Annotated in this window: 15 protein-coding genes, 1 riboswitch and 1 other annotated feature; of the genes, 4 read left to right on the top strand and 11 right to left on the bottom strand. The window is 35.5% G+C overall.

The features are described from left to right. Positions 1-213 precede the first annotated feature (213 nt). The gene (locus BM203_RS08330) at positions 214-393 is read right to left on the bottom strand and encodes a hypothetical protein (protein ID WP_133158296.1); all 180 of its coding nucleotides are present in this window, start codon (positions 391-393) and stop codon (positions 214-216) included. Here BM203_RS08330 and BM203_RS08450 point away from each other — a divergent pair. Further along, entirely contained in the window at positions 393-554 is a 162-nt protein-coding gene (locus BM203_RS08450) for a hypothetical protein (RefSeq protein ID WP_159428294.1), read from the top strand. The genes BM203_RS08330 and BM203_RS08450 overlap by 1 nt on opposite strands. Positions 555-1148: 594 nt before the next feature. On the opposite strand, the gene BM203_RS08445 is transcribed toward BM203_RS08450, so the two are convergent. From BM203_RS08445 to BM203_RS07375, 3 genes are all read right to left on the bottom strand, one after another. Next, positions 1149-1295 carry a hypothetical protein gene (locus BM203_RS08445; protein ID WP_159428293.1) on the bottom strand — a complete coding sequence of 49 codons (147 nt, stop codon included), beginning with the start codon at positions 1293-1295 and terminating at the stop codon, positions 1149-1151. A gap of 156 nt (positions 1296-1451) precedes the next feature. Next, positions 1452-1586: a hypothetical protein gene (locus BM203_RS08680; protein ID WP_265734461.1), complete on the bottom strand. Its 135-nt coding sequence runs from the start codon at positions 1584-1586 to the stop codon at positions 1452-1454. 84 nt (positions 1587-1670) lie between these two features. After that, on the bottom strand, positions 1671-1958 hold the full coding sequence (locus BM203_RS07375) for a hypothetical protein (protein WP_090093970.1): 288 nt from the start codon (positions 1956-1958) through the stop codon (positions 1671-1673). Positions 1959-2068: 110 nt separating this feature from the next. On the opposite strand from BM203_RS07375, the gene BM203_RS07370 reads away from it, so the two are divergent. After that, entirely contained in the window at positions 2069-2563 is a 495-nt protein-coding gene (locus BM203_RS07370) for a thioredoxin family protein (protein WP_090093968.1), read from the top strand. Between the two features lie 436 nt (positions 2564-2999). Beyond that, complete coding sequence (locus tag BM203_RS08440; RefSeq protein WP_159428292.1) at positions 3000-3155, top strand: hypothetical protein; 156 nt, start codon at positions 3000-3002, stop codon at positions 3153-3155. A gap of 468 nt (positions 3156-3623) precedes the next feature. On the opposite strand, the gene BM203_RS07365 is transcribed toward BM203_RS08440, so the two are convergent. From BM203_RS07365 to asnA, 6 genes are all read right to left on the bottom strand, one after another. After that, positions 3624-4373 (bottom strand): amino acid ABC transporter ATP-binding protein, encoded by a 750-nt coding sequence (locus BM203_RS07365; RefSeq protein WP_090093966.1) that lies wholly within the window; start codon positions 4371-4373, stop codon positions 3624-3626. Further along, positions 4373-5992: an ABC transporter substrate-binding protein/permease gene (locus BM203_RS07360; protein ID WP_090093964.1), complete on the bottom strand. Its 1620-nt coding sequence runs from the start codon at positions 5990-5992 to the stop codon at positions 4373-4375. Before BM203_RS07360 ends, BM203_RS07365 begins: the two co-directional genes overlap by 1 nt. 111 nt (positions 5993-6103) lie before the next feature. Beyond that, positions 6104-6280: riboswitch (Lysine riboswitch) on the bottom strand. A gap of 89 nt (positions 6281-6369) precedes the next feature. Beyond that, positions 6370-7011: a DNA-3-methyladenine glycosylase gene (locus BM203_RS07355; protein ID WP_090093963.1), complete on the bottom strand. Its 642-nt coding sequence runs from the start codon at positions 7009-7011 to the stop codon at positions 6370-6372. A gap of 133 nt (positions 7012-7144) precedes the next feature. Beyond that, positions 7145-7909, bottom strand: a complete 765-nt coding sequence (locus BM203_RS07350) for a TerC family protein (protein ID WP_090093961.1) — start codon at positions 7907-7909, stop codon at positions 7145-7147. Between the two features lie 124 nt (positions 7910-8033). Beyond that, positions 8034-8738 (bottom strand): NAD-dependent protein deacylase, encoded by a 705-nt coding sequence (locus tag BM203_RS07345; protein ID WP_090093960.1) that lies wholly within the window; start codon positions 8736-8738, stop codon positions 8034-8036. 114 nt (positions 8739-8852) lie between these two features. Further along, positions 8853-9866: an aspartate--ammonia ligase gene (gene asnA, locus BM203_RS07340; RefSeq protein ID WP_090093958.1), complete on the bottom strand. Its 1014-nt coding sequence runs from the start codon at positions 9864-9866 to the stop codon at positions 8853-8855. Between the two features lie 57 nt (positions 9867-9923). Then, positions 9924-10162 (bottom strand) — a binding site (T-box leader). Between the two features lie 128 nt (positions 10163-10290). Here asnA and BM203_RS07335 point away from each other — a divergent pair. Next, positions 10291-10767 carry a hypothetical protein gene (locus BM203_RS07335; RefSeq protein ID WP_090093957.1) on the top strand — a complete coding sequence of 159 codons (477 nt, stop codon included), beginning with the start codon at positions 10291-10293 and terminating at the stop codon, positions 10765-10767. A gap of 32 nt (positions 10768-10799) precedes the next feature. Here the strand turns inward: BM203_RS07335 and cls are convergent, their stop codons facing one another. Beyond that, entirely contained in the window at positions 10800-12257 is a 1458-nt protein-coding gene (gene cls, locus BM203_RS07330; protein WP_090093955.1) for a cardiolipin synthase, read from the bottom strand. Positions 12258-12264 lie beyond the last annotated feature (7 nt).

Below are 12264 nucleotides of genomic sequence, written 5' to 3'. Positions count from 1 at the left end.
TGTGTTCCCCACGTATGTGGGGGTGATCCTTGGCATTCCTGCTTGGTAATATAAATCATAGAGTGTTCCCCACGTGTGTGGGGGTGATCCCGACAATGGTCAAAACGTATTGATGAACTTAGTGGTGTTCAAGGTGACTTGAATCGGGTTTTTGTTGGTAAAAATGTGCCTAATATGCTCTACAACTTTAGATTAAGTATTTTTGAGCATGTGCTAGATTTGGTGGTCTAATTCTTGGCTAACGATTTTTTGATCACTTAATTCAACTGCTAATGCAACTCTTTTATTTTTTTGTTGCAGAGTTAAGGTTTGAATTTGGTCAACGTCACGCATAACCTGCTGGTCTTTGTGGGCTTTTTTTAATTGATTGGTTAAGCCCTGGTTCACGTTCAATGCCGTATTTATGCGCTAGTTCAGTTAGGGCAAGAGAAGGAGGGGGTGGCTTACGGTTACTTCCCGCTGTGCGTCTCTTAAATGCGCCACAGGGGGCGAAGCAGAAAAAGCTGGCGCAATTTCTGCTTAATTCAATTTTGGCAAAACTGCGTAATGTCTAAAATTTCATGACGAAAAAAATAAACAAGAGTCGGCGGGACTAATGCTTATTTTTTATAGTCTGGTCGTGTCCTTTGGGACCCAATTTTCTTTTAAAAAAGAAACAAAAAAGCGATCCTTTTGGATCGCCCCAGACGTCTTGCAAGTAGCTAACTTGCACACACTCTGTTTTTCGTACAAGCCGTAACTTGTAATCTTCATCATGTTGTATCTAATTTTAAACAAGACAGAACACGTCCTGAATATGTTAAGTGATATTTTGGATAAGTTATTAAAATTGTTTAAGTAAGATGCACGAAAAGCCTTGAATCATAAGTTCAATGCTTTTTTCTATTAATTCAAAAGAGTGTGATTAATTATAGCTACAGATTATGACTAAAATAAGACCGAAACGCGAAACCGTAAAAATTGTGTTGAGTAGTGTAGAGATGGTGATAAGCTTCGTATTTGGTATAGAAGTTATTTGCTTTTTCATTTTATTAGCTTTCCCCATACTGTTTTTAGTAGCAATTTTCGAAAAATAGAACTTAAAGTATTATATAAAAAAGCACTAGGAATTAATCCCAGTGCTTTTTTTTGTATGCTTTTAGACAACTTTAAAGGTAACTCCAATCAGTCCAAAATCCAAAGAATAAAAAAACTGCCAAAATAATAATTAACGATACAATACCGGCTGTAACTTTCAACTTTCTTTTACTAATGTTAACTTTAGCATTATTAGCTAAATATTCGTTAGCAAACATTGTAAATGTAGAAAATATAATAAACCATAGCCTCCAAATTCTGCCAGACCTTGAACGAATGAAAATCGGACTGAGGGTAGTGATTGATGTTATCAGGAAAAACATTATCGTTAAATAATATTTATTAGCTAGTTTTTTCATTACGTGTTCCTCTCTTTAGCAGAACAGTCCTCCAATTGCCCAAATGGTACTTAGCCCAACACCAACTAATGCTGCTCCAAGACCGATAGCTCCTGCAGCGGCAGCTCCAACCGCCCACGCTACACTAGTACCTGTTCCTCCAAGAAACATTGTGTTTGAACAAGCTGTATGATGCTTAACTTTTCTTAAAAGTGGATTTTCATAAGTAAATTCGTCTGGATGATTTTTAGCATATTAATTAACTTTATCTAATACAGATTGTACATCTTCTACAGTTACTTTAAGATTAGTTTGCTTTAAAGATTGTGCTAGATAATCTTTATCTACAATTTTGACTTGGGTAACGCCGGATGAATCTGAATAAGTAATCAGATATCCTTTGATAGCAGCATTAAGAGTTTCAGTTTCTGCTTTAGATAGCTGATTGCTCGTTGCTGTTGATTGAGCAGGGGTAGTTGTTGCTGCAGATACTTGGGCAACTGGTGCTGCAAACATTGAGATAGACATAACAGCTGATGACATTAAAGTTACTAAATTAAAGTTTTAAAATTTTTATCAATTAAGTAATATCACAAGTTTATAATAAAGTCAACTCAAATCACATAAAATAATTATATAAAGGGGGAATAATTATGAAAAAGGCAGTTATCAATGTAGTTGTTTTGATGCAATTAGGCTTGTTTATGCTTAATTTTGATTTTCAAAATGTAAAAGCTGCAGGATTAAATGATACTGAGTACATTGAGTATAGAGATAATAGTGATTCAGTATTGCAATATCAAAAGGCAGAGTATCAAAGAGAGACCAAAACTTTTATTAAAATTTCCCCTAAAAAAATAAATAAATTACTTGGTAAAAAATTCATTTATGTATTTTGGGGTAAAGCTTCTTGTCCTTATTGCAGAGCTTTCGTCCCAGGATTAGCAGAGCTCAGTAAAAAAAGGGGAATAAATATTTATTACATTAATACTGAAAATACCGATAGTGATAATTTTTTGAAAGAGGAACGAAAAAAATATAAGGTTGAAAGTGTTCCGACATTAATAAAAATTAAAGATAAAAAACATTTTAAAGTGCTGGATCGTATGAAAGGGACTTTAAACCAATTTTTGACAAAGTATTATTGATACATGTGCTTTTTTACCCCATTTTTGACTAGATATACAGCCTTCTGACTTTAGCCTTAGGTAAAATCATGATTGCTTATACGGCCGTATAAGCGATACCGTTTTTGATACAAGCTAAAGCTTAGATTGTTGGATATTTAATTGAAATTAGCAACGATAAAAATAAGCAAGAGTCGGCGGGACTAATGCTTATTTTTTATCGTCTGGTCGTGGCCTTTTTGGCCACGATTTTCTTTTAAAAAAAGAAACAAAAAAGCGATCTTTTTGGGATCGCTCAGACGGCTTGCGATTGATTAAGTCGCTTGCACATTTTACTACTAAAATCGTAGTTTATTATCTCTTATGAGTAATTATAGCATGGTAAAATGGTAATACACGTTTTTTAGTGCGCAATCTCAGGAAGTCCGATTAACTTCCATGAGAGGAGGTGGGCGTAATGCTAAAATACGTGGTTTTATTATCTCTTAATTGCATATTACTTACTAATTTAGCACCGGCTTTGCGGGAACTTGGACTTGCTTTAGATAAATTGGCAAACTTACTTGATAAGTTGAAAGATTTACTTAAAGAAATACTTAAAATTTTTAAGTAAAATTGCGAGGGAAAAGAGCAAGATTTTCTTGCGCTTTTTTGATTGGTCTAATTGTGAAATCAAAAAAATAGCTAAAATAAAAAGCCCAATAATTTGGGCTTTTTATATGCTATACAGATTAAATTTCACAAACTTATGTTTAAAGCTCAAATTAGACCTAATCCTTCGGGCTTTTTTACCTACTTCGCTTAATAGAATATTATGTTACCTATAATTCAGGGTCATTAGGAGCGCTTCAAGAAGCGACTTGAACAAATTAAAGCATGGCATAAGCGGCATTCTTAATAAGAACTTCAAAATTCGGCGCAAACTATGCACAAAGAGTTATAAGAATCATATATTTGCTTTGGATAGTCAATCTGTTTGCTACAAAGGAAAATTTAGTTGTCAAATTCAAAGGCCCAAGGTTGTAAACTGAATAAAAAAAATCATGTTTTTTTGCTAAAACATGATTTTTTGGTCACTGATTTAATTATTCTGGAAGTTACTTAAAAACTTCGTGGTTTTTTCATTTTGTGGATGATTAAATAATTGATCTGGCTTGCCTTGCTCGGCAATAATACCGTCACTAATAAAGAAAATCTGATCAGATATGTCCCGCGCGAATGCCATCTCATGGGTTACAATAATCATTGTTAATCCCGTATTGGCTAAATTTTGCATTACACTTAGAACTTCACCGACCATTTCTGGGTCAAGTGCACTAGTCGGTTCATCAAATAACAAGATTTCTGGATCCATCGATATTGCCCGGGCAATAGCTACACGTTGTTGTTGTCCCCCTGAAAGTTGACTCGGGCGAGCATTAATATATTGCGCCATACCAACTTTTTCCAAGTTCTGCAGGGCAATTTGACGTGCTTCTTCTTTAGCGCGTTTAAGAACTAATTCTTGACCAACCATGCAGTTAGCAAGGACATTTTTATTTTCAAATAAGTCAAATTGTTGAAATACCATCCCTACCTTAGCACGATAGATGTTGCGGTTATAAGAAGAAGCAAGAACATTTTCACCGTGAAAAGTAATTTCACCAGACGTTGGTTCTTCTAAGAGGTTAATACAACGTAAAGTAGTTGATTTACCACCGCCAGAAGGGCCAATGATAGTAGCAATTTCACCTTTTTTTATATCAAGAGAAATGTCACGTAAAACTTGGTGTTCACCAAAAGATTTTTGCAAATGTCTTAGACTCAAAATTGTTTCACTTGTTGCGGTCATTATTTTTTAACCTCCATGTCATTGGTTGTACCAACTTGTACTTGATTGGCCATTAAATTGTAATTTTTATTACCTTGTAAATGTTTCTCAATTAAATTGAAGATTCTGGTAATAGTGAAAGTCAAAATTAGGTAAATAGCAGAAATTGTGAGGTAAGTTGGGAAAAACTTGAAAGTCTGACTAGCAACAGTTGTTCCCACAAAGAACAATTCTGAGACCGAAATGATACTCAAAACTGAAGTGTCTTTAATGTTGACGATAAATTCATTAGTAATTGATGGTAAACAATTTTTAATTGCTTGCGGTAAAATAATATGCCACATTCGTTGATTATGAGTCATGCCCAAAGCACTAGCAGCTTCAAACTGTCCAGCTGGTGTGGAAATAATCCCTCCGCGAATAATTTCTGCTAAATAGGCGCCAGTATTAATTGAAACAATAATTAAAGCCGCAATGGTCCGATTGATATTAAGATGCCAAAATTGAGCAATACCGTAGTAGATTACCGCAGCTTGCACCATCATTGGTGTCCCGCGGAACACTTCAATATAAACTGATAATAGCCAGTTGCTAACTTTAAGTAATAATTTTTTCCCAGTTGTAGTTGGGGTAGGAATAGTTCTAATAATACCAACAGCTAGACCAATAAAGAAACCTGCAATTGTACCAACAGATGCAAGAAGCAAGGTCATGCCAATACCACTTACTAGCATACTACCATATTGTTTCCACATGGAAATAAACCAGTTTTCTGATTGACCTTTTTTGTTGTCATCAGCCTTAGGCTGTTCTTTAATGGCAGCGGTCATCATTTTGTTTCTTGTAGCGGTTGGAATAGTAGCTAATATTTGATTGACTTGTTTAAGTAATAATTTGTTGGGCTTAGCGATCCCAATTGATGTTTCCGATTCTTCTTTAGAAACGTGAAAGCCCGGTATCTTACTAATTGGAATTGCCTTAATGTCAGGATCAACTAATTTAAAAGAAATTGCTTCGGTATCTTCTGCTAAGTACCCATCAATTGTTCCTGAAATTAGGCTTTGGCGCATTGCGGCAAAGTCGCGCATTGCGGTTTGTCTTTTGGCACCAGGTAATTCTTTAATTAACCCATAATGGGATGTTCCTTGTTGAGCAGTTAACTTCGCGCCTTTAAAATCAGTTAGCTTTTTAGCGTGGGCAAACTTACTATTTGGTTTGGTAATAACAACAAATGTTCCGCGGCGATATGGTTGAGAAAAGTTAATGGCTTTAGCCCTTTCAGCAGTTGGACTCATACCAGCAATGATTAAATCCGCCTTACCACTGGTTAAAGCTGGTAGCAGTCCATCCCATTCAGTTTTAAGCACAACCACTTTTCGATGCATTTTTTTACCAATAATTTTGGCAATTTTAACGTCATAACCATTAGCAAAAGTATGTTGCGATCCATCAATTGGGACAGCACCATTTGCAGCATTAGTTTGGGTCCAATTATAAGGTTGATAGTTAGCTTCCATTGCTACTTTAAGTACATTACTATCTTTTTTAGCACTGACGCTATTTGAATTACAATTCAAACCAAAGGTCATGCTGATTATTGCTATCATAACAGCAGTAATCCATTTATATCTTGACTTCATTTTGAAAACCTCCGAAAACTTTTCTCAAATAAAGCCAATACAATAAAAAGCGTAATTAAAAACCTCGTTGTACTTCAAAAACAACGAGGTCTAATCTAATTTTATTTAGACAAATCATATAGCGCTCCCTAGTAATTAACTAGGACAGTCTGCAAGATATTATCTTGCAGCCCAACAAAAAAATTGAAACGAACAAAATTTTTGTTTCGGCGATAATTCTTACGATAGCTTTCTTAGTGTTCGTTCACTCCAGCTAAGTTTGTAATTATCGCAACCTCTATTGCATTGGAAATTATTTAACTTTATATGCGATAATAGGCTAAAAATAGGACTTTGTCAATAGTTGTGTTTAAAATGTCTATAACAATTTTTTTATATTAAGATAATAATTTCCAGCCATTGTTTGGCTGATAATCTTTTATTTTCATTCTAGAAACATAAGGATTACCGCTAACGTAGTATCTCAAAGGTTTGCTGGCCCAAGCAGGGCTTGATTGGTTAATACCAATGCGCGGACTGGCAATAATCTTACGGGCGTAATTTTTGTGGTTGTCATTTAAATCAATAGTAAAAGGAGACTTGCTTAGAAAATGTAAGTTCCAGTCTTTATTATGAATGCCGAAGGCTTGCATCATTTTAGCCGGCCCATTAGTTAATAAGGGGCCACTTTTACCTGAGCGATTAGTTATCATTTGCTTGATACCCCAAGCAGGTTCGATAGCTCTAATTAAGATGCCTTGAGGTTCACCAGCTTTTTGGGTAGCAATGTCGAAGAAGAAATATTGGCGTTGGGCATAGATATAAATTGTGCCTCCTCTGCGATATAATCCTTCATTAGCAGCAGTTCTGCGACCTTGGTATGAATGAGCAGCACGATCTCTTTTTCCTAAATAAGCTTCAGTTTCCACAATATAACCACCTAAAATTTGTTGCCCATTATCAAAGATTAAGGGTCGACCAAGCAAATCGATACTTATTTTTTCAGTTGTTGATTTAGTAAAATAAGTTGAATAGTCCATGATTACTCTCGAATAGTTATTAAGTAAAATTATAATTTATGTAAGTAATTATAAAGCTTACTTGTTGCATAGAAGATAAAAGACACAATTATTGAATTGTGCCTAAAAAAGAATGGTAACTTATAAATTATGCTTAATGAGAATGGTTATTGGAGTGCAAAAAATGAAAAGCAATGGTAATTAACAAAATGCCAAAGACTAAAGCGGCGAAAATAGAGTTTGGTAACTCATAATGAAGTGGTGGAAGTGAGACAAGTAATTTTAAAGCAATAATACCAATTAAAATATATGCCATTGGTTGCAACTCAGGAATTATATCCATTAACTTAATAATAACTTCAGCTACACCTCGCATGCATAAAATACCAATCATCCCACCAATTAAAACAACTACAGGATTACTTGAAACAGCAAGGGCTGCTAGAACTGAATCTATTGAAAAGACGATATCCATTGCTTCGATTGATATAACTGCTCGCCAAAAAGGTGACAGGAAACGCTTATTACTTTGATGATGCTGGGTAGTTTTTGGCACTTGACCGCCTTCTTTATCTGCTGAATGGTGGCGTCGATCATAGAAGAACTTGAAGCAAAGGTAAAAAAGATAAATACTACCAGCTAATTTAATTTCCCAAAAATTAATTAGGTACGTGCCAATTCCAATGACAATAAAGCGAAAAATATAAGCGCCCCACATACCATAAAATAAAGACTTTTCTTGTTGCTTTTTGTCTGGTAAAGATTTGGTTTGGGCTGCAAGTACAACAGCATTATCAACTGATAATAAACATTCCATCAAAATTAGGGTAAGAATGACTAGCCAGTCATTGACATTAGTTAAAACGTGAAGCCAGTTATTGGCATCAAAGAATGGCGCATACATTTTAATAATTGACATTTGTAAAAATCTCTTTTCTGAAAGTACTAGCAGCTTTTGAATAATAAATTGAGCTAAGCAATAACTTATAATAATCCATTAATCAAGCTATTGCCTAATATTTTACCATAAGAAATATGTCTGTTTAAATTTGTTTGAAAACATCTAGTGCATCGCCAGTAATAGCCGCAATCCCGGCTAACGGAATTGCTGTTTTATTAATTGCCCATATTTTAGCATTGGTTTGACAGTAAGCTAATAATTGAGCGAAAGGATAGACCACAAAGCTAGTACCGCAAATAATTACTAGATCAGCCTTTTGGATAGCTTGAATAGAAGTAGTTAAGTTTTGAGAATTGATATTTTCACCATATAACACAATTTGGGGGCGAATAATACCACCACAGTTATGGTGCAGATATGATTGAGCATAGGTAGAATACTTAACAGTTTGTTGGCATTTTGTGCAATATAACTGATAGAGATTACCATGAAACTGGGTGACCTGTTGATTGCCAGCTTTTAAATCTAGACTATCGACATTTTGGGTAATTAAATGGCCTTTATTATTACAAATTTCGGCAATTTTTTGATGAATAATATTTGGTTTAGCGTCGGGAAAATACATGTTATTTAAGACAAAATGATAGAACAATTCTGGGCGGTGATACAGTGTTTCAGCACTTAAAATAGTTTCTGGCTTTTCAATGCTATCATTATAAATACCATTTTTAGAGCGATAATCTGGAATGCCAGAGGGTGTAGATACACCGGCACCAGTCAAAAAGGTAACATAATTTGCTTGTTCAATTTCGGTTTTTAAAGTTTTTATTTGCTTAGTTACAATCATAATTTTTCCCCTGGGCAATATTTATGCAGTAGATAATTTATGCTAATAGCTTAATTATCGTGTTACTAAAATAGACCTCCTGTAGCATTAGCTAAGTTGGAGGTCGGTTGATAGTTAAAGAATTTGAATGTTATGGGCTTGACATTTTTCTAGCATTTCCTTTGGCCAAATACTGGCTTGTACTTCGCCAATGTGAGCTTTACCCAATAAAAGCATACAAAGGCGTGATTGACCAATTCCGCCACCAATGGTAAATGGTAGCTCGCCGTTGAGCAACATTTGATGAAAGTTCAATTGCTCACGTGCAAGGCAATTAGCTTGGATGAGCTGTTTGTGTAAGCTTTGCGGGCTAACCCTAATTCCCATTGAAGAAATTTCTAGTTTTTGCTTGAGGGGTTCATACCAAAAAATCAAGTCACCATTTAATTGCCAGTCGTCATAATCAGGGGCGCGACCATCATGAGGCTTACCACTACGAGCCAGGTTGTCACCAATTTTCATAAGAAAGACGGCCTTCTTTTGCTCAGCAATCTTATTCTCTCGTTCTTCTGGACTCAAGTCTGGCCATCTATCCTCTAGTTCTTGAGTAGTAATAAAAAATACATCATCTGGCAAATGATAAGTTGAAGCAGGATAGCGTGCAGCACATTCAGTTTCAACTTGCTTAATTGCACTAAAAATTTGCGCAACTGTTTCAGTCAAAGTTGTAATTGTTCGTTCATCTTCGGCAATAATTTTTTCCCAATCCCATTGATCAACGTAGATCGAATGAAAGTTATCAAGGTCTTCATCGCGCCGAATGGCGTTCATGTTTGTATAGAGGCCTTCATGCATACCAAAATGATATTTTTTAAGGGCCAGTCGTTTCCATTTAGCTAAAGAATGGACGATTTCAATGGTATCGTCTTTAGGAAAAGCTTTTACGTCAAAATCAACCGGACGTTCGATTCCATTTAAGTTATCATTGAGTCCGGTATTTTTTTCAACAAACAAAGGTGCGGACATTCTCTGTAAATTAAGTTTTTGCCCTAGTAAAACTTGAAAACGTTCACGGATAAAAACAATTGCCGCCTCAGTATCACGAATTGTTAAAGTAGGCTGATAATTTTGGGGAATAATTAAAGTCATAATTGTTAACCTCCTGATTTGAGGTCAAAGAAAAAGCCCTCTGCCTCAGCTAATAAAAACAAGGACGAAAGGCTTTTTCCGCGGTACCACCTAAATTGTCCGCTATTTGCGAACCACTCATGAAGCACAATCATGCTTCACCAGCTTGATAACGTACTGGAGACGGCACCACCTACTTGAGTTGTTCAGTGTGCTGCTAAAAGGGTTTTTCAATAATTCAGGGTCTGCTGGCTTTGCACTAATACCAACTCACTGTGAGAAATAAATTATTTACTCGTCTTTTTCATCGCATTTAATTTAATGCCTATTTAATAATATTTTTAAATAAAATGCAAGCCAATAGTTCAAAATTGTCTGCTAAAACTACTAAAAAATCGTAGTCTGTTATAATAGACGAAGAGTAAATATTTTGAGGAGAGTTTTTATGGCTGGTTTTTACTTAATTTTAGAAGCGATTATGCTGGGCTATGCTTGTTATAGCTGGTATTGGCAAGCAAATATTGATTTAAAGGGACAATATCGATTCTCTTCAATTATCTGGTCGCTAATTTTTATTTGGCTTGGCTTTTCTTGGCAATTAATTGAAAAAAATGATCAGGGTCTGACTGTTTTTTTGGCCAGTTTTATCTTGATAGGTATCATTGATGGCTTTACTGGCTTTGGCGCAAAGAAAGTTGTAGTAGCGGGTTATTTTAAACGAACAATTTCATATGCGGATATTGATTTGATTACCCTAATTAGGGTACCTAATCCCAAGAAAAAACAAGTGATTTGTATTCTTACTACAAATCAAAATCGTCAATATTATTTACGTTTTGCCCAGAGCATAGCGAAAATAGTGGGTACAATTAAGAGTCATGTCAACCATGATATTAGAATTGAAATACAAGATATAATTTAAGAACATTTAATGTGATTAATATTTCAGGGTATCTATAAAATTGGTGAAAGCATTCGTGAAAAATACTGTAGTGTTCGCAGTAAGCGCCCCTGCTTAGCAATTATTTGTGGCGTAAGTAGGGTAGAATGCTCCATGTCCGCTATAAATGATTGAGCTATTTCATGGGCAAAATTTTTGTCATAAAAAACAGCAACGTCTTCAAAGTTTAGGTCATAAGAACGATAATCTTGGTTCATTGAACCAACAGTAGCAAAGTCATCGTCGACTACAATTGTTTTAGCGTGGATAAAACCTTTATTGTAGATATATACTTTAATACCGAAACGAGTTAGTTCGTTAGCGTACCATTGTGTAGCGCGATAAATAAAAGGGTGGTCTGGTTTGCAGGGAATCATAATTCGTAGATCAACGCCTGACATAGCAATAGTTTGCAAAGTAGCCATCATGGCATCATCAGGAATTAAATAAGGTGTTTGTAGCCAAACTCTTTTCTTAGCTAGCGACATTAAGCGCATTATGCCATTACGCATATTAGCGATATCTCGGTCAGGCCCATCTGCGACGATTTGCATTGGTACATCACCAGGATGGATTTCATTCTCATCTAAGTTAGGAAAAAGCATGGTATTAAAAGTAATTAATTGACTTTCTTTTTGAATTGAGGCATTCCAATCCATGACAAAACGCTCTTGTAAAAGTAGCGAGGCTGAACCAACAATTCTTACATGACTATCGCGCCAGTAACCGAACTTTTTGTTACGGCTTAAATACTGGTCGCCAATATTAAAACCACCCGTCCAAGATGTTTTGCCATCAACTACTACAATCTTACGGTGTAAATGATAATTGATGCGAGAACGCGTAATCATATTACGTGAAGTGATGAAAGGTAAGACCTCACCGCCTGCTTGGCGGAGTTGATCAAACCAAGTTTTACTAGCACCTAAAGATCCCCAGGCATCATAAAGGACGCGTACAGCAATGCCTTCTTTTGCTTTTTTGATTAGCAAGTTAAGAATTTCGTTACCAATTTGATCATTATAAAAGGTATAAAATTCAACGTTAACGGATTGTTGTGCATACTGAATGTCGTGCATCATGTCATCAAACAGCGCTTGGCCATCTGTGTAGAGTTTGACATGATTATTTTTACTAAGTGGCGCTTCACCGTTATGATTGAAAAAGTGAATAACCATTCTGGCTTTGTCAGAGGTATCAGCAGGACTGGTCTTTTTAGGTGCTTTAGTAATTGATTTTTGAACATTGCGTAACCCAATATGGTGTTGTTTGTTAATGGCAAAAATGTTCTCTTGCGAAATGCCGCGACCAAAGAAGCCATAGAGAATGAGACCAATCACTGGAAAAACTAATAAAATAATTAGCCAAGCCCACGTAGTTGAAACCGACCGCCGACGGTGAAATACAATATAAAAGGATAAGATAATATTAGTAGTGATAATGATTCGTAGTATATCTTGTATTACAATCACGTAAATC

Origin of the sequence: Lactobacillus bombicola (assembly GCF_900112665.1) — a bacterium.
GTDB classification, from domain to species: domain Bacteria; phylum Bacillota; class Bacilli; order Lactobacillales; family Lactobacillaceae; genus Lactobacillus; species Lactobacillus bombicola.
Note: the sequence above shows the minus strand (reverse complement) of the source record. Positions and strands in the feature narration are given on the sequence as shown.

Coding starts and splice junctions, on each gene's coding strand:
- BM203_RS08680 (WP_265734461.1), bottom strand. CDS start 1,586: ATGTTTCTTGGAGGAACAGGTACTAGTGTAGCGTGGGCGGTTGGAGCT.
- BM203_RS08450 (WP_159428294.1), top strand. CDS start 393: ATGCCGTATTTATGCGCTAGTTCAGTTAGGGCAAGAGAAGGAGGGGGT.
- BM203_RS07355 (WP_090093963.1), bottom strand. CDS start 7,011: ATGGACTATTCAACTTATTTTACTAAATCAACAACTGAAAAAATAAGT.
- BM203_RS07370 (WP_090093968.1), top strand. CDS start 2,069: ATGAAAAAGGCAGTTATCAATGTAGTTGTTTTGATGCAATTAGGCTTG.
- BM203_RS07365 (WP_090093966.1), bottom strand. CDS start 4,373: ATGACCGCAACAAGTGAAACAATTTTGAGTCTAAGACATTTGCAAAAA.
- BM203_RS08445 (WP_159428293.1), bottom strand. CDS start 1,295: ATGTTTGCTAACGAATATTTAGCTAATAATGCTAAAGTTAACATTAGT.
- BM203_RS08440 (WP_159428292.1), top strand. CDS start 3,000: ATGCTAAAATACGTGGTTTTATTATCTCTTAATTGCATATTACTTACT.
- BM203_RS07345 (WP_090093960.1), bottom strand. CDS start 8,738: ATGATTGTAACTAAGCAAATAAAAACTTTAAAAACCGAAATTGAACAA.
- BM203_RS07375 (WP_090093970.1), bottom strand. CDS start 1,958: ATGTCATCAGCTGTTATGTCTATCTCAATGTTTGCAGCACCAGTTGCC.
- BM203_RS07360 (WP_090093964.1), bottom strand. CDS start 5,992: ATGAAGTCAAGATATAAATGGATTACTGCTGTTATGATAGCAATAATC.
- asnA (WP_090093958.1), bottom strand. CDS start 9,866: ATGACTTTAATTATTCCCCAAAATTATCAGCCTACTTTAACAATTCGT.
- BM203_RS07335 (WP_090093957.1), top strand. CDS start 10,291: ATGGCTGGTTTTTACTTAATTTTAGAAGCGATTATGCTGGGCTATGCT.
- BM203_RS07350 (WP_090093961.1), bottom strand. CDS start 7,909: ATGTCAATTATTAAAATGTATGCGCCATTCTTTGATGCCAATAACTGG.